Genomic DNA, 24,295 nt, shown 5'->3' on the forward strand with positions numbered 1-24,295 from the left:
AAGGGCGTTGCGGTCGTATCGGATCAGAAGTTGTACTCCACCTGCACCATCGCGGTGCGTCCGTTGGCGTTGTACCGGGCGGTGTCATAGGGCCGGTTCTGCACCAGCGCGAACGGTGGCTTGGGATTGAACAGGTTGCGCACCGCGAAGTTGAACCGGAACCGCTGGTTCGTGTTCCACGATCCGGTCAGGTCGAACGTCGTATAGCTGTCGACCGTCCGACGCGTTTCGGTCGCGGTTTCCAGTCCTGCCTCAAGGCTGGTGTCGTAATCGTTGACGTAGGAGGGGGTGTGATACGCCCACAGCGTCAGCGCGACATGGTCCCGGAAATATCCCAACGATCCGACCACACGATAATCGTCCGGCCCCTGGATCTTGCCGAGCGTCGAGACGGTCCGGCTGTCCGGCAACGCACGACGCTCGGATTTCAGGTTGTCGATCACGATAACCCGGGGCTCGAAATTGCCGATGCCGGTCATGAAGTTGTAGCTGGCTTCATAGGTCATCGACGAATATTCGGAACCCGTGATGTTGAACACGCTGGCATTGACCTGCGTGATCTTGTTGTTCGCACCGCGGGGATAGAACTGGCTCAGGCCGTAGATTTCCTGTCGGGTCAACAGATTGTTCAAATCGTCGAGCCGGGCGAACTCATTGCGGATCACCGTGCGGTTGAAGGTCGCATCGAGCGTGAGGCTGGTTAGGAAACCGGTCGGCCGCCATGATGCGGTGAAGCTTTCCTGCCGCGACGTCTGCGGACGAAGATCGACGTTGGGCGCGACGATCAGCGGCACCAGATACCCGCGCGCCGGCTGGTTGCGGACGCAGTCGCGGTTCGCCGCGCAGTCGTAGAACGGATCGCCGATGATGCTGGCGAACGATTCCTGCGTGCCCGCCGGCGTGAACAACTGCGTATAAGGGGGCGGCTGGAACCCGCGTCCCCATTTCGCGAGGAACGTCAACTGTTCGACCGGCTGGTAGCGGACGCCGAACGACGGGGTGACGCGGCTGAACGAGTTCTTGCCGAACAACAGCTCGCCGCCCTGCGCGACCGGCAGGTCGTCGACGGTGCCGATCGGTCCTTCGGAATCGAAGGTGTCGCGCCGGGCCGCAAGGTTGAAGGTAAGCGTGCGCATCAGGGGCAGGTCATAGCCCCGGCCGAGAATGGGCAGGTTGAGTTCGACGAAACCGGCATAGCGGTCGCGGCTGCCCATCGCACCGGTGACGTCACGGACTTCCCGGCTGTCGACACCGTCATCGATATATTCGCCGCCGATCGCATAGGTCAGCTTGCCGGCAGGCAGCGTCAGCAGCGATCCGCTGAGGCGCGCCTCATATTGCTGCAACCGCGACTGGCGATTTTCCGTGGGATCATTGTACAGGAAATCGGTGATGCTGCCGCCACCCGTACCGAACGGGTTGAAAGCTACCGCGGGATCCGGGCTGGTGAGCGCGCGACACTGGACGTCGAACGCTGCCTGCAATGCGGCGCGGCGTTCGGCGCTGATCCGGTTCTGGGCCAGTTCGAAATTGTAGCAACCCCGGGTTCCGTTGGCGAGCGTGGTGATGTTGGCGACTGATCCCAGCGCCACCCCGTCCCCGTTGCTGGTGGAACGCGACGTCGTATAAATCAGATTCAGCCGGGTATCGTCGTTGAACTGATAGGTCAGACCGGCATTCACCGACCATTGGGTTGCGGTATTGTTGAATTCACGCGGCTGGATCAGTCCTGCGGCGACCTCGGCCGCGGGAAAATAATAGACATCGGTTTCGGGGCGAAAGGAATTGGTGCCGAAGGCGGGAAATGGATTGTACGCCTGACCAGGCGCCAGCGTCAGTTGGAGGCCCTGTCCCAGATCGGCCTGCTGCCGGTTCTTCGCCCGCGAATACATGCCTTGCGCGTAGAAGGACAGGCGATCGGTGATCTTCTGATCGAGGTTACCGGTAACGCTGATCGTTTCGGACTCGGGACCCGCGTACTTCGGAATGAAGTCGCGCAGCGATTCGTTTCCGATCCGGACGAAGTCTGCAATGGTCGCCGGACGATTCAGCCCGGGACGTACCGTCAGCCCTTCGGAGACAAACGTCGTCGTACCCGTTACAGGATCGAAGCGGGAACCGGACTGGTCGATGACCCCCGGCTGCAATCCCGTGGTGAACCGCCGGTAATCGAATTGCGGGTCACCGTTGAAATAGGACGAATAATCGTCGGTGACATAGCCCGACTTCCGGTTGTTGACCGGCTTGCGCATCTGATAGTCGGCGGTGCCGGAGATGCGCCCGCTTCCCCACGAAAACGCGCCGAACGCGTTGAACCGTGCGCTGTCGGCATCGGTGCTGGACGCCAGCGCCTGACTACCCAGGGTCAGGCCCTTGCCATCCTTGCGCAGGATGAAGTTGATGACGCCGCTCAACGCATCCGCGCCATAGATCGCCGCCGATCCGCTGGGGATGATCTCGACCCGTTCGATCGCGCTGAGCGGAATGCCGTTCAGATTGACGAACCCGTCCTCGATCCCCGCCGCACCCGCCATCCGCCGGCCATTGACCAGCACCAGCGTGTTCGACGCACCGGTGCCACCCAGATTGGCGGCGGACACGCCGAGGCTGCCGATTTGCGACACGTCCGATCCGCGCGCCCGCTGCGACAACGGTCCGCGTCCGCGTTCGTTGGTAATCGCACCGATCGTATTGACGCTCTGCGGCAGGGTGCGGATCAGATCCTCGACCGAGGTCACGCCGCGCGCCTTGATCTGTTCGCGTGTGATGATGATCTTCTGCGACGTGACGTCACCGTCCGACAGGCGGCTGCCCGTCACTTCGATATCGGCCTGTGCATCGGACCCGGCGGCATCGCGCGCTTCACGGCGCTCTTCGGCGATCTGTTCCGGCTGGCCCGAAATGACGGTCTGCGTTCCTTCGTCCGGCGCGGCGTCGCGCGGAACCTCCGTCGGCTGCTTCGGATCGGACGTCGGCGCGTCCTGCGCCATCGCCGTACCTGGAAACACCGCAGCCGCGAGCAGTAATGCCCTGAATGAAAGACGCATCATCAATTCCCCCCAACTAGGCCGATAGTATCGGCAACGTCGCTCCTCCTGCTGCAAGCCGACGCGCTCTCATCTTTACGACGGGCCGTTCATGCTGGCTGATAGGAACGCTATGGCAGGAAGCTTACCCGAACCTGTTCCGTCAGCGGCGGGACATGACGGTAGTCGAAGTGACGCGGCGTGTTCTTGATATGACCGCCTGCACCCGTATGGCGACTGCCACAGCGCATCGATATTCTGCGCTGGTGCCCGAACGACCGGCACCGTGTGCAGGCGGCTATCGCTGGTCCCGACGAAGTTCCGCCGTCACCCGCCACCTCGACGGTACGCGCCGCTTTCAGAACTGCCGGCGCAGCGATCGGATCGCGGTTACGTTGTCGCGCCGCGTCCGTTCCGACGGCGTTTTTGCTTCGGATGGGGCAGGCAGATCCGGCCGGGAGTCTTGCGCCACGGCAACCGGGACGGCCACGGGTGCCCGATCCCCGGTTTCGGAAGGTCGCGGCGACGATGGGGCGACGGCGACGTCCTGCGGGGCGAACGCCCGTACCGGACGGTCGACGGGCGTGGAACGCGGCACCGGCGCCGTTCTTCCGGCCGGCCGGACGGCGCGGGCCGATCGTATCGCCGGACGGGTTTCGGGCGGCGGAACCGCCTCTCGATCGCGTTCCGGCGCAGGTGCCGCATCCTGCACGTCGATCGCGGCCATGGGTGCGGGAGCAGGAACGGGAGCCGACACCGGTGCGTCGCGACCGGCCGGCCGGGTTGCCGGAGCAGTGGCTGGCACTTCGGTCACGGGCGGCAACGGCGCGGTCGGCCGAACGAAATACACCGCAGCGCATACCGCGGCGATCGTGCCCAGCGCCGGCAGCGCCGATACCAGCAGCTTCGCCTGATCGCGATATCGCGGCAGGTCCGGGACGAAGGCGAAGCGTTGCACACGCTTCGCTGCCGGCCGGTCCGCCCCCAGCCCCAATATCGCTGCAAGGTCGGCGTCGAGCGCCGCATCGCCGAATGCAACGAACGCGTCGAGCGCAGGCATCATGATTTCCCCGCGTCGTGAAGCTGACTGCGACCCAGCGCCCGTGCGACGCCGTTCTCGTAATAGGTCCGGTAGATCGCCTCGTCGCGCGCAGAGGTCGGCGCGGCATCGGGCGTGGTGTGCAACGTCCACGTCCGGTCGTCCTCGATCCCCAGCGCGGTCAGCCGGTCGGTGCGATAGGCGCCGGTGTCGATCCCGATGCGGTTCGACCGGATCACCGGCCCGCTTTCGGCGACCGTATGGCCGTGAACGACCGTAACGCCGTGATCCACGGTCGAATCGAGAAATTCGTCGGCGATCCACAACAGATCTTCCGGGTCCTGCTTGCGGAGGGGAACGCCCGGCCGGATGCCGGCATGCGCGAACAGATACCGGCCATGGTCGTGCGTCAGCGGAAGTTGGGCAAGCCACCGAAGCGTATCGTCGCCCACCGCTTCGGCGGCGATACGGATATTCCCGGCGCTGGCGGCACCGTCGGCGACCGTCGCGTCCACGTCCCAGCTCGCCAGCGTCGCCGTACCGCCCGCACGCAGCCAATGGGCATATACCGCCGGATTGCCGCGCAGCGCCTCGACCATCATATCCTCGTGATTGCCCTTCAGCACGATGAACCGGTCGCTGGCCGCCGACAGCGCCATGCATCCCCGGACCATCCGCGCCGAATCCGGCCCCCGGTCGATGATGTTGCCGAGCAGGACGATCGCGGTCGGCACGGGCGGAAGTCGCGCCTGATCGCGCGCGATGAGGTGCATCAGCCGGCGGAACAGGTCGAACCGGCCGTTGACGTCCCCGATCGCATATACCCGCTCCACCGCCGCCGCGGCGCGTCGGCGACGCGGGGTCATGCTAGCGTCCCCGATCGGTCGACGGATCGGTCATCGTGCGTCACGGTTGAACAGGCCCATCGAAACCGCCAGCCCGGCGGACAGGTCCGCCGCGCCACGCGACAGCCCCGCCGTGGCGAATCCCGTCAGGCGAAGCGGGGACCGGGCGATGCGCGTCGATGCCCCCGCGAACAGTTCATGCGCGTCGTCGACCAGCGCCGTCGCGGACCGCGCATAATGGTAGGATGCGAGTACGAAGGTATCGCTGCTGACCGCATAGGACGCGCCACCCGACATCGCCGACCCGTTGCGCAGCGTGTACGCTTCGGTATCGCCCAAGAAGCGATAGGTGAACGACGCGAACGGCGTGATCCGTCCCAACGGAACCGACCAGTCAACGCCGACCGCATAGTCGTTCTTTCCGCTCGACAGGCCGCTGCTTTGTGTCGCGGTATTGATCTTGGCCCGCCCCGACAGTTCCACTTCGACCGGCGATGCCGACGATGCGAACGTGTACGACGCGCCGACGGTCAGATCGCCGAGACCCTGCGCGGTCCGACGGTCGGGCGACGTGTCGGTGTCGACCAAGACCGGTGTCGCATCGATGCCGGTGAAGATCGTCGACCGGCTTTCGATCCGCATCCACGGCAGCGACGCGGATAGCGTCAGATCGCCCGCGCGCACCCGCGCGCCGATGGCGGTACTCCAGATCGTCGATTTCGACCCGGTGCCAAAGTCACCCTGCGCATAGATCGCTCCCAGCGACAGGTCGGCGCGCGTGTCGGTGTCGTTCATCCGTTCCATCGCCTGTGGAACGCTGCTGGGGGAAACGGTCGACGTACCGCTGGACGGAGAAACCGGGCCGGGGAGACCTTCGCTCAGATCGCGAAACGCCGTGTCGGGTTCGACGAGCGGCGTCCGGTCCTGTCCCATGGCGGGACAGGCATACAGCATGATCGCGATCGCCCCGCCCGTGATTGCGGCTTCGGTTGTCATTCGCCTCTCCTCTTTACAATTAGTTACCACATCCGGGCGACGTTGGGCAGTCGTACTGCGTCCGGCCATGGGCGGACCGCCGACACGGCTCCCCGCCTTGGGACGATCAGCCGGTCCGTTCGAGGAGGTGGTCGCGATCGAGTTGACCGGGCGTTAGCCACAATAGCCGCGTGTTCCAGTCGGCCCACTTGCCGATGCGAACGGACATCGCACCACGCGGGGCGCGGGACCACCGTTGCGAAGCAGGACGGTGACGCTCAGCGTCGCGGCGGGGAGCCAAGCCCTTCAACGCCGGACCGCGACGTCCAACCAGCAGGGACGCGAGACCGACCTCCGGCCTACACGCGCATGCCTCCGGCACGACCATCATCGGGGCAGGCGGACGGCGCTGGCAATGACGTCGACAAGCCACGCCAGCGCGCCGCCAAATACCGGTGCGCGCCCGGGACGGATAGGCATTCGGTGAACAATCGGTCGAATGCCGTCACCCCGGACTAGCCCGGTTCCACCTGACCGCGAACGAAGCGAAAAGCCGCGACCGCCAACGATTACCGCACGATGGATCCCGGACCAAGCCCCGGGGTGGCGGCCTTGGAGGCCGTAGCGGCACCCTCGCGCCGAATATCGATCCGCCCTAGATGCCCGACGCGAAGCTCAGTTCCAGCTTCTTCGAGCTGGCGGGTACGTCCAGCGCGGCGCTGTTGAACGCGAGGCTGCCGCTCGGGCCGATCGCGCGCGTCTGCGGCTTAATGGTCCAGCTATAGACCATACGGCCCTGACTGTCCTTCAGCACAGCGCGGATATCGGGGATGCGGTGGCGGGCACCGGTTGGATTGAGCACGCGTCCCGATACTGCGAACAATTCGTTGCCGCTGGACAACAGCCGCCGTTCCGGCGTGCCGATCGACAGTTCCAGCGGAGTTTCGCCCGGCCCGATCGGCAGGCCGAATTGCTGCGCGATGCCCGGCGTGCCCGAATTGAGGATCGCGCCGGTCGCGGCGAGCATCGCCACCCCCGCCGCGATGGCGACGGCGGTGCGACGGCGCGCCGGATTGCGGCGGGGCGCGAACGGCGCCTGATGCGCGAACGGATCGACCTGGCCCGACGCGATCCGCTCCGCGCGATCCGCTTCCGGGTCGACATAGCGACGCGGCGGATCGATCGGCACGCTGCGCGCGCGCAGCGGCGCCGGGCGGGGCGCCTCGTCACGCAACGGGGACGGGTTCGACGGCTCGTCGCGCGGACGGGGGGCATAGCCGCCCGTATCCTCCGCCGCGCCCGCCATGGCGGGTTGCGCGACCGGGGCGGGCGGCGGGGTGACCGCGGCCGCCTCGCCAAGGTCCAGCATCGCCGGGGCCTGGAACCAGCTGTGCCGGCATCCCGCACAGCGCACCGTGCGTCCCGCCGGACCGATCGCCGAATCGGCGACCAGATAGCGCATGTGGCATTGCGTGCATTCGAGGATCATTGCGTCCCCAGTCCCCCATCGCGCCCGCTCCGCGCCCTGTCGCCAGGCGGATGCGTGCAAGCCAAGTATCTTAAACGTCGAAACTACGGCGACGGCAGGGTCCGTGGCAAGGCCGATTGCACCGCGCTTGAGACGAACGTCCCCATGTGCGATTGGCGATCACCGGCGGGATCAGGGACGCACGTGGTCAACATCGTTCAGTTCGAGAATGTCGGCTTGCGCTATGGCCAGGGGTCGGAGACGTTGAGCGACCTTAGCTTTGCGCTTAGTGCGGGGACATTCCACTTTTTGCTGGGGCCGTCGGGTGCTGGCAAGACGTCGCTGCTCAAGCTTCTGTACCTGTCGCAGCGGCCCAGCCGGGGCGTCATCCGCCTGTTCGGCGAGGACATGGTGCTGTCGCCGCGCAGCCGCCTGCCCGGATTCCGCCGCCGGATCGGGGTGGTGTTCCAGGATTTCCGGCTGGTCCCGCATCTGACGACGCGCGACAACATCGCGTTGCCGCTGCGCGTGGCGGGCATCGCCGAGGAAGATATCGCCGACCCGGTCGACGAAATGCTGGCATGGGTCGGGCTGACCGATCGCGCCGATGCGCGTCCGCCGACGCTGTCGGGCGGGGAGCAGCAGCGCGTGGCGATCGCGCGCGCGGTCATCAACCGGCCCGATATCCTCGTCGCCGACGAACCGACCGGCAACGTCGATCCCGACATGGCCGACCGGTTGCTGATGCTGTTCGAATCGCTGAACCGGCTGGGGACGACCGTAGTGATGGCGACGCACGACTATCACCTGCTGCACCGCGTGCCGCAGGCGCGGATGCTACGGCTGGATCGCGGCCGGCTGTCCGATCCGACCGGCGAATTGCGCAACCCCCCGCCGCCGGACGGCGGACGCTGATGGCGCGGATGCGGCCGGGGCAGCAACTGCTCGACGATCGGCAGGGGCGGCGGGCGATGATCTGGATCATGGCGATCATGATCTTCCTCACCACGCTGGCCACCGCACTGGGCCTGTCGGCGCAGTCGGCCGGGCGCGCGCTCGACCGGCAACTGGCGGCGCGGCTGACGGTGCAGGTGATCGAGGGCAATGCGACGCGCCGCGATGCGGTGGTCGCGCAGCTGCTGTCGCGGCTGCGCGCATCGCGCGACGTGGCCCGCGCCGCCGAGGTCGATCGTGCGCGGATGGCCGAACTGCTCGAACCATGGCTGGGGGAAGCCGGGCTGGACGCCGACGTGCCGATGCCGGCGATGATCGACGTCGATCTGGCGCAGGGCGACGATGCCGCGACGGCGCGCGTCGAGGCGCTGGCCCGCACCGGTTCGGACAATATCCGCGTCGATCGCCATGCGACGTGGCTGGCCCCGGTGCGCGGATTCATCGGCGTGCTCGGCTGGACGGCACTGGGGCTGGTGGTGGTGATGGCCAGCGCGACCGCCGCCGTCGTGCTGCTGGCGACTCGATCGGGGCTTGATACCCATCGCGGCACGATCGACATTCTGCACATGCTGGGTTCGACCGACCTTCAGATCGCGCGCCTGTTCCAACGGCGGATCGCGTGGGACACGCTGACCGGCGGGCTGATCGGCGTGTTGAGCGGCGGGCTGGTCGCGGCGTTCCTCGGCTTCCGGCTGGGAACGCTGGGATCGCAGCTGGTCGATGGCGTGCGGTTGCAGGCGACTGACTGGGCGATCGTCGCCGCCCTGCCCTTCGCCTTCGTCGCGCTGGCGACGCTGGCCGCGCGGATCGCGGTACTGCGCCGACTGGCGCGCGTGCTGTGATCGGACGCATCGCTTCGGTCGCGCTGCTGCTCTATGCGCTGGGCTTCGCGCTGTTCGCGGTGACCCTGCCGCAACCGGTCACCAACCGTACCGTGACCGACGGCGTCGTCGTGCCGACCGGCGCGCCCGGCCGGATCGAACGCGGCCTCGCGATCGTCCAGCGCGGCGAGGCGAAGCGGATGCTGGTCACCGGCGTCGATCCCGACGTCCGGCCCGGCGAACTGGCGGCGGCGATTGATGCGCCGCGCCGGCTGTTCCGCTGCTGCGTCGATCTGGGCAAGGAAGCGGTCGATACCCGGTCGAACGCCGACGAGACGGCACAGTGGGTCCGTCGCCATCGTTATCGGTCGGTGCGGCTGGTGACGTCGAACTGGCACATGGCGCGCGCCGCGATGGAATTGCGCAACGCGCTGGGCAATTCGGTCACGGTCGTACGCGATCCGGTGGCCGGGTCGCCGGGCTTCGGGCTGCTGTTCGGCGAATATAACAAATATCTGGTGCGCGGCATCGTACTCAGGACGGGAATCGACCTTTGATCGCATGGATCCGCACCATCGTGTTCCGCATCGTCTTCTATACGGTGTCGGTGCCGATCGTCGTTTCCGCACCGCTGTCGGCGCGGTTCGGGCAGGCGGCGATGCATCGCCATGCCCATGTATGGATCGCGACGCACCGGTTCCTCGCCCGCTGGCTGCTGGGCGTCCGCGTCCGGGTGGAAGGGGAGCGGCCACCGGGCACGTTCCTGTTCGCGGTCAAGCATCAGGCGATGTTCGAGACGCTGGAAATGACGCAGCGCATCCACGGACCGCTGATCGTCTTGAAGCGCGAACTGGCCGACATGGCGTTCTGGGGCCGCGCGGCGCGGGCCTATGGCGCGATTCCGGTCGACCGCGATGCATCGTCGAAGGCGCTGCGTTCGATGCTGAAGGAAGCGGCGGTGGCGCGGAAACAGAACCGGTCGGTGCTGATCTTTCCCGAAGGAACGCGCGTCGCGCCCGGCGAAACGCCGCCGCTGCGATCAGGCTTCGCCGGGTTGTACAAGGCGCTGGACATGCCGGTCGTCCCGGTCGCGCTGAACAGCGGGCTGTGCATGCGGCGACGCGGGGCGCAGCGCAGCGGCGTCATCACCATCCGGTTCCTGCCGCCCATCCCCGCCGGGTTGCCGCGCGAGGAGATCGAGGCACGCGTCCATGCGGCGATCAACCAGCTGGAGACGACCGCCCCGGCTTGACACCCCCGCACCATCGGCGCAGCATCGTATCAAATGATACCAAAAGAAGAGGATGCCGCGATGGAGCATATGGACGTCAATCCGCTGGGTCTCGACGGGTTCGAGTTCTGCGAATTCACCGCGCCCGACGTCGACCGCATGGCAGAGCAGCTCGAACAGTTCGGGTTCGTCGCCGCGCATCGCCATCGCACGCGGGATATCGTCCGGTACAAGCAGGGGCGGATCAACCTGTTGCTCAACCGCACGACCGACGGCCATGCCGCCGCGTTCGCCGCCGCGCACGGGCCATCGGCCGCCGGCATGGCGTTCCGCGTGGCCGATGCGAAGGCGACGTTCGATGCCGCCGTCGCGCGCGGCGCGAAGCCTGCCGACGCATCGCGCGGCGCGCTGGGCGAAGGCTATGTGCTGGAGGGGATCGGCGGGTCGCTGCTGTATCTGGTCGACCGGCACGGTGCCGCCGGATCGATGTACGACGATTGGGACGCGGTGCCCGCCGCGGACGCGGCGGAGGCACAGAACAATGTCGGTCTCGACCTGCTCGACCACCTGACCCACAACGTCAAGCGCGGCCAGATGCGGACATGGGCGACGTTCTACAACCAGATTTTCGGGTTCGAGGAACAGAAGTATTTCGACATCAAGGGCAAGGCGACTGGCCTGTTCAGCCAGGCGATGATCGCGCCGGACAAGGCGATCCGCATCCCGTTGAACGAAAGCCAGGACGACAAGAGCCAGATCGAGGAGTTCATCCGCGACTATAACGGCGAAGGAATCCAGCATCTCGCCTTCACCACAGACGATATCTACGGCACGGTCGAAAAGCTGCGCGCGCGCGGCGTCCGGTTGCAGGACACGATCGAAACCTATTACGAGCTGGTCGACAAGCGCGTGCCGAACCATGGCGAGGACCTTGCCCGGTTGAAGGCGAACCGCATCCTGATCGACGGTGATACCGGCGAGGAAGGATTGTTGTTGCAGATCTTCACCGAACCGATGTTCGGGCCGATCTTTTTCGAGATCATCCAGCGCAAGGGGAATGAGGGGTTCGGCAACGGCAATTTCCAGGCGCTGTACGAAAGCATCGAACTGGACCAGATCCGGCGCGGGGTCATCACGGTCGACGCATAAGCGTCGCCGGATGCGCGTACCACGGTGCGCGGCCACGCCCGGCCAGCGCGAACGGAGCCGGGCCGCAAGGCGCGGCTTCGCCGCGACTGACGGCCATGCGGGCAACGGACCACGATCAGTAAAGCGAGAGACGGCGGACAGCCGCAAGGACGGAGAGGATCATGACCTATCACCCCGGTTTCGCGAACCATGTCGCGACCGAAGCCGTCCCCGGCGCGCTGCCGATCGGACGCAACAGCCCGCAGCATGTCCCCTTCGGCCTGTATGCCGAACAGCTTTCCGGCACCGCGTTCACCGCGCCGCGCAGCGAGAACCGGCGCAGTTGGCTGTATCGGCTGCGACCCACGGCGCAACATGGGGCGTTCCGCCCCTATGACGGCGCGCCGCATCTGAAGACCGCGCCGTTTATCGACGTGCCGCCCAGCCCGAACCGGTTGCGGTGGGACCCGTTGCCGATGCCCGACGTGCCGACCAACTGGGTCGACGGCCTGATCACCTATGGCGGAACGGGTAATGTTGCGCAGCATAATGGGGTCGGCATCCATTTGTACGCCGCGACCGCCGATATGGATCGTGTGTTCTTTTCGGCGGACGGCGAACTGCTGATCGTGCCGCAGGAAGGGCGGTTGGCGATCGATACCGAGTTGGGACGGATCGACGTCGCGCCGCTTCAGGTCGTGGTGATCCCGCGCGGCGTGCGGTTCCGCGTCGCGCTGCCCGATGGCCATGCCCGCGGCTATGTGTGCGAGAATTATGGCGCGTTGCTGCGCCTGCCCGATCTGGGGCCGATCGGCGCCAACGGCCTTGCCAATCCGCGCGATTTCGAAACGCCGTCCGCGTGGTTCGAGGATCGCGACGAACCATGCGAGGTGATCCAGAAGTTTCAGGGCGCGCTGTGGACGGTGACGCTCGACCATTCGCCGTTCGACGTGGTGGCGTGGCACGGCAACCTTGCGCCGTACCGGTACGACCTGACGCGCTTCAACACGATCAATACCGTGTCGTTCGACCATCCCGATCCGTCGATCTTCACCGTGCTGACGTCGCCCAGCGAGACGCCGGGCACCGCCAATGTCGACTTCGTGATCTTTCCCCCGCGCTGGATGGTGGCGGAGGACAGTTTTCGTCCGCCATGGTTCCATCGCAACGTGATGAGCGAGTTCATGGGCCTCATCACCGGCGCGTACGACGCGAAGGAAGGCGGATTCGCGCCGGGCGGGGCGTCGCTTCATAACCAGATGAACGGCCACGGCCCCGATCGGGCGAGCTATGACAAGGCGGTCGCGGCCACGCTGGTCCCGCATCAAATCGTCGACACCATGGCGTTCATGTTCGAAACGCACCACGTCGTCCGCCCGACCCGCTGGGCGAGCGAGACGCCGACGATGCAGCTCGATTACGACGATGTCTGGACCGGCTTCGCCAAGGCGCGGCTGCCCGGATGAGCGACGACGCGCGCGTGTTCGCCACCCCGGCGGGAGTCGCGCTGGGACCGATCGACGATATCGCCGACGGGGCGGCACGCAATTACGTGCTGCAACTGCGCGCCGGACGGTTTCACGGGTTCGTCGTGCGGCAAGGGAACGCGGTGGTCGGCTATGTCGACCGGTGTCCGCATGCCGGGGTGTCGCTGGCACGGCGGCTGGACGAATATCTGACGCCCGACGGCGGGTTGATCGCGTGCAGTTGGCACTCCGCGCTGTTCGATATCGCCAGCGGCGCATGCGTGGGTGGCCCCTGCATGGGCCAGTCGCTGACGCCATGGCCCGTCGCGATACGGGACGGGATCGTTACGACCGCGTGACGAAAGGCGCGACCCGGGGGTTTCCTCGACCGGTCCGTGCCGATATTGGGCGTATACGAACAGGGAGGATCGCATGACACCAGTGCCGCCGGCCGCGCCGGCATCCACCAACAGCCGCCTGAAATCGATCATCGGCGGATCGACCGGCAACCTGGTCGAATGGTTCGACTGGTACGTCTATGCGGCGTTCACGCTGTATTTCGCACCGGTGTTCTTTCCCAGCGGCGATCGCACCGCGCAGTTGCTGAGCGCGGCGGCGGTGTTCGCCGTCGGATTCGTCATGCGTCCGATCGGTGCATGGGTGATGGGCGTCTATGCCGACCGGCACGGACGCAAGGCGGGACTGACCGTGTCGGTGACGCTGATGTGCGTCGGATCGCTCATCATCGCCTGCACCCCCGGATTCGCGACGATCGGTGTCGCGGCCCCGGTCCTGCTGGTGTTCGCGCGGATGCTGCAGGGGCTGTCGGTCGGTGGCGAATATGGGGCCAGCGCGACCTATCTGTCCGAAATGGCGGGCAAGGACCGGCGCGGTTTCTTTTCGTCGTTCCAGTATGTCACGCTGATTTCGGGCCAGTTGCTCGCGATCCTGCTGCTCGTGGGGCTGCAGGCGGTGATGACGCAGGAAACGCTGGAAAGCTGGGGCTGGCGCATTCCGTTCGTGATCGGCGCGGTGCTGGCGATCGTGGTGTTCCGCATCCGGCGCGGGCTTGCCGAAACCGAAAGCTACAAGAACACCAAGGGGCAGACGCAGCCGAAATCGGGGTTCCTCGTCCTGCTGCGCAACCATCCGAAGGAAACCGCGCTGGTCATGCTGCTGACGGCGGGGGGTACGCTCGCCTTCTATGCATATTCGATCTACATGCAGAAGTTCCTCGTCAACACCAGCGGGTTCAGCCGCGAAACCGCCAGCCAGATCAACGCGGTGACGCTGTTCGTCTTCATGCTGCTGCAACCGGTCGCCGGTGCGCTGAGCGACCGGATCGGGCGCAAGCCGCTGATGATCGGGTTCGGCGTCGCGGGCGTGCTGTTCACCTATCCGATCTTCAGCGCGCTGGAACATACCCGCGATCCGCTGACCGCCGGGTTGCTGGTGATGGCGGCGCTCATCATCGTGACCGGCTATACGTCGATCAATGCGGTGGTGAAGGCCGAACTGTTCCCGGCGCATATCCGGGCGCTGGGCGTCGCGCTGCCCTATGCGCTGGCCAACACCATCTTCGGCGGTACGGCCGAATATGTCGCGCTGCGGTTCAAGGGCGCGGGCTGGGAACAGGGTTTCTACTGGTATGTGACCGCGATGATCGGCGTATCGCTGGTGATCTATCTGCGGATGCGCGACACCAGCCGGAACAGCTTGATCGCGGAGGATTGACGATCGCGGGTTGCATCGCCGCCCCGGCCCGGCTCTAGCGCGGCGATGCTCGAACCTGTTTCCCTTGCGCTGGCCGCCGCCGCCGGCATGGCCGGCGGTGCGATGAACGCACTGGCCGGCGGCGGCACCTTTGCCACCATGCCGGCGCTGATCGCGCTGGGCCTGCCCGGATCGATCGCGAACGCGACGTCGAACGTCGCGCTGCAACCCGGCGCGATCGCCAGCGCATGGGCGTATCGCGCCGGACTGGGACCGCTGGGCGGCCTGTCGATCCGGTTACTGACGGCGATCACCTTCGTCGCGGGACTGGCGGGCAGCGCGTTGCTGGTGCTGACGCCCAGCGACCTGTTCGACGTGATCGTGCCGTGGTTGCTGCTGCTCGCATTCCTTGCCATCGCATTCGGCGGTCGCGCGGCGGCGTGGCTGCACGACCGGGTTGCGATCGGTGGCAAGACGCTGGTCGTCGCGCAGGTGCTGCTGGGCGTCTATGGCGGCTATTTCGGCGGCGGCGTGGGCATGATGGTCACCGCGACCTATGGGCTGCTCGCCGGGGCCAGTCCCAAGACGATGGCGGCGCCGCGCACGCTGATGCTGGCGACCGCCAACAGCGCGGCGGCGATCGTGTTCATCGCGCTCGGCTTCGTCGCATGGGCGGCGTGCCTGCCGATGATCGCGGGCGGGATCGTCGGCGGATGGCTGGGCGCGAAGCTCGGCCGGCGGCTGTCCGCCGGGGCGATCCGGGCATGGACGCTGGTGGTGACGGCCAGCGTGACGTGCGTGTTCTTCTGGCGCGCCTATGCGTGACGGTCAGCGCGGACGCGGCATCACGAAGCGGGCATCCTCGCCGATCTCGAAATAGTCGCCCGGCCCGCCGCCGCGCGTGATCGGCCGGGCGCGGGCGGTACGATAGATGCCGTCGTCCAGCAGCGCACGGTCGATATGCACGCCGACGACCTGTCCCAGCACCAGCCACGTATCGACCGCACTGCCCTCGATCGTCTCCAGCCGCACGATCTGCGTCACGCGACATTCGAACTGGACCGGCGATCCGGCGACGCGCGGCGGCGCGACCCGCGTCGATGGCAGCGTATCCAGCCCCGCCAGCGCGAATTCGTCGCCGACGACCGTTGCCGAGGTCGCGTTCATCGCATCCGCCTGTCCCCGCGTCGCGAGGTTCCACACGAATTCGCCGGTCGCGCGCGCATTGGACAGCGTGTCCTTCGCCCCCGTCGATGCGAAGCCGACGATCGGCGGCGTATAGTTGAACGCGTTGAAGAAGCTGTACGGTGCCAGATTGCGCACGCCGTCGGCCGACACCGACGATATCCAGCCGATCGGACGCGGCGCGACGATCGCGTTGAACGGATCGTGCGGCAGCCCATGGCCGTTGGCGGGATCGTAGAAGTGAAAGTCGGTCATGGCCCGGCCCCCTAGAGCGTTACCGGACCAGATTGAACCACCGTCATCGCCCTGCGGGCGACCGCTGCGCGGCGGGGCGCTTTTGCCGTGATGCTGCGTTGTTGGTCGGTCACGATGCTTCGGCATTGCTCCCTCCTCACGCCTTGCACCACGCCAAAATCATCTCCGTGCCGATCGTCCAACCTGGTCCGGTAACGCTCTAGCATGACGCCATCGGTGCGTATTGTCCCTTCGCCCCGGCGCGGATCGGCGGTAGGATCGGATGTGACCAGCCGTACCATCTATCGCCATCGCCTCGCGACCCGTCTGTGGCACTGGGTCAATGCGGTCGCGATCGTGATCCTGATCGGCAGCGGGCTGATGATCCTGAACGCGCATCCCCGGCTCTATTGGGGCCGCTATGGCGCGAATTTCGACACGCCGTGGATCACGTTCGACCGGTTTCCCGGATGGGTGACGATCCCGCAAAACTATAATCTGGCGCTGGCGCGCAACTGGCACCTGTCGTTCGCGCTGGTGCTCGCGTTCGGGCTGCTGGCCTATATGATCGTCAGCCTGTTCAACCGCCATTTCCGGCGCGACCTGACGATCCGGCGGCGCGACCTGACCCGCGCGCACCTTGCCGACGATGTCCGCGCGCATCTGGCGTTCCGGTTTCACGATCCCGAAGCGCCGGGAGAATATAATGTGTTGCAAAAGCTCAGCTATGTGCTGGTGATCTTCGGACTGTTGCCGCTGGTGATCGTGACCGGCAGCGCGCTGTCGCCCGCGCTCAATGCCGGGTTTCCGTGGGTCCTCGACCTGCTGGGCGGGCGGCAGTCAGCGCGGTCGATCCACTTCCTTGCCGCGGCGGGCATCACGCTGTTCGTCATCGTCCATCTTGTGCTGGTGATCCTTGCCGGCGCGGTGAACGAGATGCGGTCGATGGTAACCGGCCGCTGGCGGGTGCCCGAATGAGCCGGTTGCTGTCCCGTCGATCCGCGCTGGCGGTGGGTGCCGGCGGGCTGGTCGCGGCCTGCGATACCGTCGCGCAGCTTCCCGCCGCGCAGACGCTGCTGGGCGGCGCCGAACGGGCGCACCGCACGCTGCAACACACGATCGTCGCACGCGATGCGCTGGCAGTGGAGTATCGCGCCGACCAGCGATCGCCCGTGTTCCGGTCGAACGGTACTGCCAACCCGAACACACCCGATTACAACGCCCATGCCGCCGCGCGCTTCGCCGACTGGCGCGTGACGATCGACGGGCTGGTCGCGCGCCCGCTGTCGCTGCGCATCGACCAGTTGCGCACCATGCCGTCACGCAACCAGATCACGCGGCACGACTGTGTCGAGGGATGGAGCGCGATCGGCAAATGGACCGGCCCGCGCCTGTCGCGATTGCTGGACGCGGCGGGATTGCGGCGCGACGCACGATATCTGGTGTTCCACTGCGCCGACGCGCTGAACGGGCGACCCTATTACGAATCGATCGATCTGATCGACGCGTTCCACCCGCAGACGATCCTGGCATGGGCGCTCAACGACCGGCTGCTCGACGTCCCGCACGGCGCCCCGGTCCGGCTGCGCGTCGAGCGTCAACTGGGCTACAAGCACGCGAAATATGTCCAGCGGATCGAGGCGGTCGCATCGCTGGACGGCATCGCGGGGGGCAAGGGCGGCTTCTGGGAAGATGTCGCGGGCTACGACTGGTACGCGGGAATCTAAGCACGCAGCCTGTCGTCCGACGATCGCGATGCCGCCATGCGTCCGGCGGGAAGCTTTGACACGGGACGCGTCGCCGCCGGTCCGACCCGCAGCGGCGCGCTGAGGGATCGCGGCGCGGACGACGCCCGCGCCCCGCGATCCTTGCGCGCGGCACGCCGGTCGCCTAGTCGCGCGCCGACACCCCGTTCCATGCAAGGAGCCACCATGGCCGACTCCATCAACCGCGTCGTGCTCGCCTATTCCGGCGGACTCGACACCAGCGTCATCCTGAAATGGCTCCAGCAGAATTACGGGTGCGAGGTCGTGACCTTCACCGCCGATCTGGGCCAGGGCGAGGAACTGGAGCCGGCCCGGAAAAAGGCCGAGATGATGGGCGTGAAGCCCGAGCATATCTTCATCGACGACCTGCGCGAGGAATTCGTCGGCGACTTCGTGTTCCCCATGATGCGCGCCAACGCGCTGTACGAAGGGCTGTATCTGCTCGGCACGTCGATCGCCCGCCCGCTGATCGCCAAGCGCCAGATCGAGATCGCGCGTCAGGTGAATGCCGATGCGGTCAGCCATGGCGCCACCGGCAAGGGTAACGATCAGGTCCGGTTCGAACTGGGCTATTACGCGCTCGACCCCGATATCAAGGTGATCGCGCCGTGGCGCGAATGGGACCTGACCAGCCGCACCGCGCTGATCGCCTTTGCCGAGGCGCACCAGATCCCGGTGCCCAAGGACAAGCGCGGCGAATCGCCGTTTTCGACCGACGCGAACCTGTTGCACACCTCGTCCGAGGGCAAGGTGCTGGAAGACCCGTGGGACGAAGTGCCCGAATATGTCTTCTCGCGCACCGTCAGCCCCGAAGACGCCCCCGACACGCCGCAGATCGTGACGATCGCGTTCGAACGCGGCGATGCGGTGGCGGTAGACGGCGAAGGCATGTCACCCGCGACGCTGCTCGCGAAGCTCAACGACCTTGGCCGTGCGCACGGTATCGGCCGGCTCGATCTGGTCGAGAACCGTTTCGTGGGCATGAAGTCGCGCGGGATGTACGAGACGCCCGGCGGCACGATCCTGCACGTCGCGCATCGCGCGATCGAACAGATCACGCTCGATCGCGGTGCCGCGCATCTGAAGGACGAACTGGCCCCGCGTTATGCCGAGCTGCTGTACAATGGTTTCTGGTTCAGCCCCGAGCGCGAGATGTTGCAGGCCGCGATCGATCACAGCCAGCACAAGGTGTCGGGCGAAGTCCGGCTGAAGCTGTACAAGGGTGGCGCCCACGTCATCGGCCGCCGGTCGCCCAATTCGCTGTACAGCGAAAAGGTCGTGACGTTCGAGGACGATCAGGGCGCATACGACCAGCGCGACGCGGCGGGTTTCATCAAGCTGAACGCGCTGCGCCTGCGCCTGCTGGGCCGGCGCGACCGGTAATCCTGCCGCTGAAGGGGCCAGGTTAGCTTAACCGCATCTTAGCCACCCGCATGATAACGCCCCGACGACAGATACGGGGGACATGCGGGTGGCGAGCGAAAACGTGGATGTGGCGATCGTGGGTGCCGGACCGGCCGGTCTCACCGCCGCCTATCTGCTGACGAAGGCCGGGCTGAGCGTCACGGTGATCGAACAGGACCCGCGCTATGTCGGCGGGATCAGCCGTACCGTCGAACATGACGGTTTCCGCTTCGACATCGGTGGCCACCGCTTCTTTTCGAAATCGCAGGAAGTCGTCGCGTTGTGGAACGAGATCCTGCCCGACGACTTCATCGACCGTCCGCGGATGAGCCGCATCTTCTACGGCGGGCGGTTCTACAGCTATCCGCTGCGCGCGTTCGAGGCGCTCGGCAATCTTGGTATCGTGACCTCCGCCCTGTGCATGGCAAGCTATGCCAAGGCGAAGCTGTTGCCGCGTCGCAAGGTCGTGTCGTTCGAGGACTGGGTCGTCAACCAGTTCGGGCACAAGCTGTATTCGATCTTCTTCAAGACCTATACCGAAAAGGTGTGGGGCATGCCGTGCGACACCATGTCGGCGGACTGGGCGGCGCAGCGGATCAAGGGGCTTAGCCTTGGCGCGGCAGTGCTCGACGGACTGAAGCGGTCGCTGGGCCTGAACCGCAAGCCGAACGATGGCATGGCGGCCAAGACGCTGCTCGAAAGCTTCCGCTATCCGCGCAAGGGGCCGGGAATGATGTGGGAAGCGGCGCGCGACCATGTCGTGGCGGGCGGCAACCACGTACTGATGGGCCATGCCCTGCGCACGCTCGAACATGACGCGGCATCGGATCGCTGGCGGATGGCCGCGACCGACCGCGCCGACGGATCGACGCGCATCATCGCCGCACGGCATGTGATCTCGTCGGCGCCGCTGCGCGAACTTGCTTCGCGCATCCATCCGCTACCCGCGACGCTGCCCGAAGCCGGCGGCCTGCGCTATCGCGATTTCCTGACGGTCGCGCTGATGATCCGGTCGACCGACCTGTTTCCCGACAACTGGATCTACATCCACGACAACCGGGTGAAGGTCGGGCGCGTCCAGAATTTCCGCAGTTGGTCGCCCGAAATGGTCCCCGACCCCGACATTGCCTGTGTCGGCCTAGAATATTTCTGTTTCGAAGGCGACGGGCTGTGGGCAAGCAGCGACGACGATCTCGTCGCGCTGGCAACCCGCGAACTGGCGGTGCTGGGGCTGGTCGATGCTGCTGACGTCGTCGGCGGTGCGGTGGTGCGCCAGCCCAAGGCGTACCCGGTCTATGACGAAGGCTATGCCGAACGCGTCGATGCGCTGCGCACCGAACTCGAAACGCGTTTTCCGACGCTGCACATGGTCGGGCGCAACGGCATGCACCGCTACAACAACCAGGATCACGCGATGATGACGGCGATGCTGACCGTCCGCAACATCCTCGCCGGCGCGCGCATCCACGACGTTTGGCAGGTCAACGAGGACGCCGAATATCACGAATCGGGCCGCGAGGGCGAACAGGCCGCGTTGGCCAGCATGCGTGCGGTGCCGACGGCGATCCGGGCCGCGGCGTGATCGCCCCGGCGCGGCGGGACGCGCCGGACGCCGGGTTGACGCGCCCGCTGCTGGTGTCATGGGCGCTGGCGGCGTGCGTTCTGACGCTAATGGCGGCGGACCGGATCGCCCGGCTGCAGATGCCCGACCCCGACGATACGCTGCGCCTGCTCGAAGTACGTGCGTGGCTGGCGGGGCAAAGCTGGTGGGACGTCGGCCAGCATGGTTTTTCCGGCGCGGGACAGGTGATGCACTGGTCCCGCCTCGTCGATATTCCGCTTGCTGCCGCCATGCTGCCGCTCCGGCCGCTGCTCGGCGCGGTCGCGGCCGAACGGATCGCGGTGGTGCTGGTGCCGCTGCTCACGCTGCTGGCGGTGATGGCGCTGGTCGGCACGATCACGCGGCACGTCTCGGACCGCGCGACCGCCGGGCTGGCGATGCTGATGGTGCCGCTGACCGCGCCGCTGATCGCACAGATCCAGCCGTTGCGCATCGACCATCACGGGTGGCAGGTCGTCGCGGCCCTGTGCGCCGCATGGGCGCTGACCTGCCTGCGCGGCGCGGCGGCCGGCGCGGTCGCGGGCATCGCGGCGGCGGTGCTGGTCTCGATCTCGTTCGAAGGATTTCCGTTCGCCCTGCTGACGCTCGCCGCCGGCGGCCTGTTGTGGGTCGCCGCGCCTGCGGCCCGCCGGGCGCTGCGGGTACAGGCGGCGACGCTGGTCACCGGGCTGGCGCTGCTCCACGTCGCGACGCGCGGACCGGCGATGTTCGCGCCCGCCTGCGACGCGGTGTCGCCCGCGTGGCTGGGCGTCGTCGCGACCGCGTCGTGCGGTATCCTTGCCGCCACGCTGCTCCCCGCGCGGGTTCCGCTGCACCGGTTCACATGGCTGGCGGTGGCGGGGATGGCCACGCTGGTGGCGATGGTCGTGCTGGTGCGCGACTGCGCGGGCGGACCGTTCGGCGACCTCGACCCGCTCACCCGCCGCGTGTGGTTCGACAATGTCGCCGAAGGGCTGCCGGTGTGGCGGCAAAGTCCACCGGTCGCGATCGCGACCTTCGCGCTGCCCGTGCTGTCGATCTTCGCGACGATCCGCGAATGGCGCAGCGCGAGCAACGGCCCGACCGGCACCCGCCGGGCGGTCCTGTTCGGCCTGCTCGTCGGGGCAACCCTGTGCGCGGCGCTAGTGTTGCGGGCCGGCGCGCTGGCGAACGCGCTGGCGATCCCGGCAATGGCGACGTTCATCGAACGCCGGTTGCGCATCGCCCGCACGATCGCCCCCCCCGTGCGGCGGACGGCGGCGCTCGCCGCGCTGCTTGCGCTGGCGGCGGTCGGAGCGCTCGGTTCCGAACTGGTACTGGCGTTAGGCATCCCAGGCGGCGCGCAGGCGACGATCCCCGCCCGCTACCGCGACGGCCGCCATCCCTATTGCCTGAAACGGCCCGATTACCGCGCGTTGCGTGTCCTGACGGCGGGGTCGGTAGTGCTGGCACCGCTCGACATCAGCCCCGACATCGTCCTGTTCACCGACCTGCGCCCGATCGCGAGCGGCCATCACCGCAACCTCGCGCGGATGCGGTTCGTCCTTGCCAGCCTGATGGCGTCACCGGAACGCGCGCAGGGGGCGATCCGCAGCTATGGCGTGGATTACATCATCGGCTGCCCCGGCAATCCCGACAATGTGAACCTGGCGACCGAAGCCCCGCACGGATTATGGGCACGGCTGGAAAGCGGAGAACGGTTCGACTGGCTGCGCCCCGTGCCTATCCCCGGCTCACCACTATTGGCATGGCGGGTTACGCCCCCTCTTGCGAGCGCGCGGGAATAGACCCTAAGGACAGGGGATATGGACCATTCCACGCAGCAACGGCTTCATTGGTGGCAGACGCGGTGGTTCGTTGCGATCGTGGCGTTGCTGTCGGCCGTGCCGCTGTTGTGGCCGGATATTCCGCCGCTGCTCGACCTGCCCGGCCATATGGGCCGGTATCGCGTGCAGCAGATGGCGGGCACCGGACAGGCGCCGTGGTTCGCCGACTGGTATAATTTCGACTGGAGCCTGATCGGCAATCTGGGCGTCGACCTGTTGGTATGGCTATTCGAGCCGCTGTTCGGTCTCGAACCCACGGTCAAGCTGATCGCGCTGGCGATCCCGCCGCTGACTGCCGTGGGGTTGCTGTGGATCGCGCGCGAGGTGCATGGGCGCATTCCGGCCACCGCGCTGTTCGCGCTGCCGATCGTCTATAGTTTCCCGCTGCATTTCGGCTTCGCCAATTTCGCGCTGTCGATGGCGTTGGCGCTCAACGCGTTCGCGCTGTGGCTGCGGCTGGGGCGGCAGGAGCGGTTCGTGCTGCGCGGCGTGCTGTTCGTGCCGATCGGGGCGCTGATCTGGCTGACGCATACGTTCGGCTGGGGCACGCTGGGCGTGCTGGCGGCATCGGCGGAACTGATCCGCGAGCATGACCGGCGCAAGAACTGGTTCGCCGCCGCCGTCCATGCCGGCCTCCACTGTCTGGTCCTTGCCCCGCCCGCGATCCTGATGCTGCTGTGGCGGTCGGGCGGGCATGTCGGGGGGCAGACCGCCGACTGGTTCAACTGGCGCGCGAAGATGCTGTGGCTGACCATGACGCTGCGCGACCGGTGGCAGCTATATGATCTAGGGTCGGTCGCGGTCTTCTACCTCGTGCTGTTCAAGGGCGTGCGCGATCCCAACATCGGCTATTCGCGCAATCTGGGGCTGTCGGCGCTGTTCCTGATCGCGGTCTATATCTTTCTGCCGCGCATCGTGTTCGGGTCCGCCTATGCCGACATGCGGCTGGTGCCGTATCTGTTCGGCATCTGCCTGATCGCGCTGCGTCCCAAGCCCGGCGTATCGATGCGCCACGCGGCGACGCTGGCGGCGATCGGGATGGCGATCTTCGTCGGACGGATCGGTGCCACCACCGCCAGCTTCCTGCTGTACGACCGCGATTACGACCGCGAGTTGCAGGCGCTGGACCATCTGCCGATCGGGGCGCGGCTGATCACGTTCGTCGGCGAAACCTGTTACAACGAATGGAAGATGACGCGATTGCAGCATCTGCCCGGCATCGCGCTCGAACGGCGGCTGGCCTATGCCAACGATCAATGGTCGATGGCGGGCGGCCAGTTGCTGACGGTCCGCTATACCGCGGCAAAGGGGTTCGCGCACGATCCGTCCGAAATCGTGACCGACGTCAAATGCCCGCGCGAGTATTGGCGGCCGATCGCGGGCGCGCTGTACAAATTCCCGCGCGAGGCGTTCGATTACGTCTGGCTGATCCGCCCGCCCGCCTATGACCGGCGGCTGGAACAGGGGTTGATCCCGGTATGGCGCAATGGCCGCAGCGCGCTGTTCCGCATCGACCACCGCGTGCCGCGTCCGTCGCTGACATGGTCCGACCTTGGCAACCGTCCGTTCGCGCGGCCGAAGCGGCGACCGGCGATCCTGCGCCGGACCTGACCC

General features: G+C 66.7%; 21 protein-coding genes. 15 read left to right on the top strand and 6 right to left on the bottom strand.

Annotated features, from left to right (window positions below):
- Window positions 1-23: 23 nt before the first annotated feature.
- The 5 genes from IFT55_RS08035 to IFT55_RS08055 all read right to left on the bottom strand — a co-directional run bounded on the left by IFT55_RS08035 (window position 24) and on the right by IFT55_RS08055 (window position 7,374).
- Entirely contained in the window at window positions 24-3,050 is a 3,027-nt protein-coding gene (locus IFT55_RS08035) for a TonB-dependent receptor domain-containing protein (RefSeq protein ID WP_197976375.1), read from the bottom strand.
- Between the two features lie 334 nt (window positions 3,051-3,384).
- Complete coding sequence (locus IFT55_RS08040) at window positions 3,385-4,089, bottom strand: hypothetical protein (protein WP_192090896.1); 705 nt, start codon at window positions 4,087-4,089, stop codon at window positions 3,385-3,387.
- The gene (locus IFT55_RS08045; protein WP_192090898.1) at window positions 4,086-4,931 is read right to left on the bottom strand and encodes a metallophosphoesterase family protein; all 846 of its coding nucleotides are present in this window, start codon (window positions 4,929-4,931) and stop codon (window positions 4,086-4,088) included. Before IFT55_RS08045 ends, IFT55_RS08040 begins: the two co-directional genes overlap by 4 nt.
- Window positions 4,932-4,961: 30 nt before the next feature.
- Window positions 4,962-5,906, bottom strand: coding sequence for a hypothetical protein (locus IFT55_RS08050; protein WP_192090900.1), 945 nt, complete (start codon window positions 5,904-5,906; stop codon window positions 4,962-4,964).
- A 634-nt stretch (window positions 5,907-6,540) separates the two neighbouring features.
- Window positions 6,541-7,374, bottom strand: coding sequence for a zinc-ribbon domain-containing protein (locus IFT55_RS08055; protein ID WP_192090902.1), 834 nt, complete (start codon window positions 7,372-7,374; stop codon window positions 6,541-6,543).
- Between the two features lie 183 nt (window positions 7,375-7,557).
- On the opposite strand from IFT55_RS08055, the gene ftsE reads away from it, so the two are divergent.
- The 9 genes from ftsE to IFT55_RS08100 all read left to right on the top strand — a co-directional run bounded on the left by ftsE (window position 7,558) and on the right by IFT55_RS08100 (window position 15,491).
- The gene (gene ftsE, locus IFT55_RS08060) at window positions 7,558-8,268 is read left to right on the top strand and encodes a cell division ATP-binding protein FtsE (protein WP_192090904.1); all 711 of its coding nucleotides are present in this window, start codon (window positions 7,558-7,560) and stop codon (window positions 8,266-8,268) included.
- Window positions 8,268-9,149, top strand: coding sequence for a cell division protein FtsX (locus IFT55_RS08065; protein ID WP_192090906.1), 882 nt, complete (start codon window positions 8,268-8,270; stop codon window positions 9,147-9,149). The genes ftsE and IFT55_RS08065 overlap by 1 nt, the downstream gene beginning before the upstream one ends.
- Window positions 9,146-9,685: an ElyC/SanA/YdcF family protein gene (locus tag IFT55_RS08070; RefSeq protein ID WP_192090908.1), complete on the top strand. Its 540-nt coding sequence runs from the start codon at window positions 9,146-9,148 to the stop codon at window positions 9,683-9,685. Before IFT55_RS08065 ends, IFT55_RS08070 begins: the two co-directional genes overlap by 4 nt.
- Entirely contained in the window at window positions 9,682-10,380 is a 699-nt protein-coding gene (locus IFT55_RS08075) for a lysophospholipid acyltransferase family protein (protein ID WP_197976377.1), read from the top strand. Before IFT55_RS08070 ends, IFT55_RS08075 begins: the two co-directional genes overlap by 4 nt.
- 60 nt (window positions 10,381-10,440) lie before the next feature.
- A complete protein-coding gene (hppD, locus tag IFT55_RS08080; RefSeq protein WP_192091485.1) occupies window positions 10,441-11,508 on the top strand; it encodes a 4-hydroxyphenylpyruvate dioxygenase in 1,068 nt (355 codons plus the stop codon).
- A gap of 161 nt (window positions 11,509-11,669) precedes the next feature.
- Window positions 11,670-12,953: a homogentisate 1,2-dioxygenase gene (gene hmgA, locus IFT55_RS08085; RefSeq protein WP_192090911.1), complete on the top strand. Its 1,284-nt coding sequence runs from the start codon at window positions 11,670-11,672 to the stop codon at window positions 12,951-12,953.
- A complete protein-coding gene (locus IFT55_RS08090; RefSeq protein WP_192090914.1) occupies window positions 12,950-13,312 on the top strand; it encodes a Rieske (2Fe-2S) protein in 363 nt (120 codons plus the stop codon). Before hmgA ends, IFT55_RS08090 begins: the two co-directional genes overlap by 4 nt.
- 73 nt (window positions 13,313-13,385) lie before the next feature.
- Window positions 13,386-14,687 carry an MFS transporter gene (locus tag IFT55_RS08095; protein WP_192090916.1) on the top strand — a complete coding sequence of 434 codons (1,302 nt, stop codon included), beginning with the start codon at window positions 13,386-13,388 and terminating at the stop codon, window positions 14,685-14,687.
- Window positions 14,688-14,732: 45 nt separating this feature from the next.
- Complete coding sequence (locus tag IFT55_RS08100; protein ID WP_192090918.1) at window positions 14,733-15,491, top strand: sulfite exporter TauE/SafE family protein; 759 nt, start codon at window positions 14,733-14,735, stop codon at window positions 15,489-15,491.
- A gap of 3 nt (window positions 15,492-15,494) precedes the next feature.
- On the opposite strand, the gene IFT55_RS08105 is transcribed toward IFT55_RS08100, so the two are convergent.
- Window positions 15,495-16,106 carry a flavin reductase family protein gene (locus IFT55_RS08105; RefSeq protein ID WP_192090920.1) on the bottom strand — a complete coding sequence of 204 codons (612 nt, stop codon included), beginning with the start codon at window positions 16,104-16,106 and terminating at the stop codon, window positions 15,495-15,497.
- A 204-nt stretch (window positions 16,107-16,310) separates the two neighbouring features.
- On the opposite strand from IFT55_RS08105, the gene IFT55_RS08110 reads away from it, so the two are divergent.
- From IFT55_RS08110 to IFT55_RS08135, 6 genes are all read left to right on the top strand, one after another.
- Window positions 16,311-17,063 (top strand): cytochrome b/b6 domain-containing protein, encoded by a 753-nt coding sequence (locus IFT55_RS08110; RefSeq protein ID WP_192090922.1) that lies wholly within the window; start codon window positions 16,311-16,313, stop codon window positions 17,061-17,063.
- Window positions 17,060-17,812, top strand: a complete 753-nt coding sequence (locus IFT55_RS08115) for a molybdopterin-dependent oxidoreductase (protein WP_192090924.1) — start codon at window positions 17,060-17,062, stop codon at window positions 17,810-17,812. The genes IFT55_RS08110 and IFT55_RS08115 overlap by 4 nt, the downstream gene beginning before the upstream one ends.
- Before the next feature lie 204 nt (window positions 17,813-18,016).
- On the top strand, window positions 18,017-19,234 hold the full coding sequence (locus tag IFT55_RS08120) for an argininosuccinate synthase (RefSeq protein ID WP_192090926.1): 1,218 nt from the start codon (window positions 18,017-18,019) through the stop codon (window positions 19,232-19,234).
- Between the two features lie 82 nt (window positions 19,235-19,316).
- Window positions 19,317-20,837 carry an NAD(P)/FAD-dependent oxidoreductase gene (locus tag IFT55_RS08125; protein ID WP_192090928.1) on the top strand — a complete coding sequence of 507 codons (1,521 nt, stop codon included), beginning with the start codon at window positions 19,317-19,319 and terminating at the stop codon, window positions 20,835-20,837.
- Window positions 20,834-22,642: a hypothetical protein gene (locus IFT55_RS08130; RefSeq protein WP_192090930.1), complete on the top strand. Its 1,809-nt coding sequence runs from the start codon at window positions 20,834-20,836 to the stop codon at window positions 22,640-22,642. Before IFT55_RS08125 ends, IFT55_RS08130 begins: the two co-directional genes overlap by 4 nt.
- A gap of 18 nt (window positions 22,643-22,660) precedes the next feature.
- Window positions 22,661-24,292, top strand: coding sequence for a hypothetical protein (locus IFT55_RS08135; protein ID WP_249403703.1), 1,632 nt, complete (start codon window positions 22,661-22,663; stop codon window positions 24,290-24,292).
- Window positions 24,293-24,295: the final 3 nt, after the last annotated feature.

The organism is Sphingomonas sp. CFBP 13720, assembly GCF_014842075.1.
In the GTDB taxonomy this organism is placed as follows: domain Bacteria; phylum Pseudomonadota; class Alphaproteobacteria; order Sphingomonadales; family Sphingomonadaceae; genus Sphingomonas.

Coding starts and splice junctions, on each gene's coding strand:
- IFT55_RS08035 (WP_197976375.1), bottom strand. CDS start 3,050: ATGATGCGTCTTTCATTCAGGGCATTACTGCTCGCGGCTGCGGTGTTT.
- IFT55_RS08040 (WP_192090896.1), bottom strand. CDS start 4,089: ATGATGCCTGCGCTCGACGCGTTCGTTGCATTCGGCGATGCGGCGCTC.
- IFT55_RS08045 (WP_192090898.1), bottom strand. CDS start 4,931: ATGACCCCGCGTCGCCGACGCGCCGCGGCGGCGGTGGAGCGGGTATAT.
- IFT55_RS08050 (WP_192090900.1), bottom strand. CDS start 5,906: ATGACAACCGAAGCCGCAATCACGGGCGGGGCGATCGCGATCATGCTG.
- IFT55_RS08055 (WP_192090902.1), bottom strand. CDS start 7,374: ATGATCCTCGAATGCACGCAATGCCACATGCGCTATCTGGTCGCCGAT.
- IFT55_RS08065 (WP_192090906.1), top strand. CDS start 8,268: ATGGCGCGGATGCGGCCGGGGCAGCAACTGCTCGACGATCGGCAGGGG.
- hppD (WP_192091485.1), top strand. CDS start 10,441: ATGGAGCATATGGACGTCAATCCGCTGGGTCTCGACGGGTTCGAGTTC.
- hmgA (WP_192090911.1), top strand. CDS start 11,670: ATGACCTATCACCCCGGTTTCGCGAACCATGTCGCGACCGAAGCCGTC.
- IFT55_RS08090 (WP_192090914.1), top strand. CDS start 12,950: ATGAGCGACGACGCGCGCGTGTTCGCCACCCCGGCGGGAGTCGCGCTG.
- IFT55_RS08095 (WP_192090916.1), top strand. CDS start 13,386: ATGACACCAGTGCCGCCGGCCGCGCCGGCATCCACCAACAGCCGCCTG.
- IFT55_RS08100 (WP_192090918.1), top strand. CDS start 14,733: ATGCTCGAACCTGTTTCCCTTGCGCTGGCCGCCGCCGCCGGCATGGCC.
- IFT55_RS08105 (WP_192090920.1), bottom strand. CDS start 16,106: ATGACCGACTTTCACTTCTACGATCCCGCCAACGGCCATGGGCTGCCG.
- IFT55_RS08110 (WP_192090922.1), top strand. CDS start 16,311: ATGACGCCATCGGTGCGTATTGTCCCTTCGCCCCGGCGCGGATCGGCG.
- IFT55_RS08115 (WP_192090924.1), top strand. CDS start 17,060: ATGAGCCGGTTGCTGTCCCGTCGATCCGCGCTGGCGGTGGGTGCCGGC.
- IFT55_RS08120 (WP_192090926.1), top strand. CDS start 18,017: ATGGCCGACTCCATCAACCGCGTCGTGCTCGCCTATTCCGGCGGACTC.
- IFT55_RS08125 (WP_192090928.1), top strand. CDS start 19,317: ATGCGGGTGGCGAGCGAAAACGTGGATGTGGCGATCGTGGGTGCCGGA.
- IFT55_RS08135 (WP_249403703.1), top strand. CDS start 22,661: ATGGACCATTCCACGCAGCAACGGCTTCATTGGTGGCAGACGCGGTGG.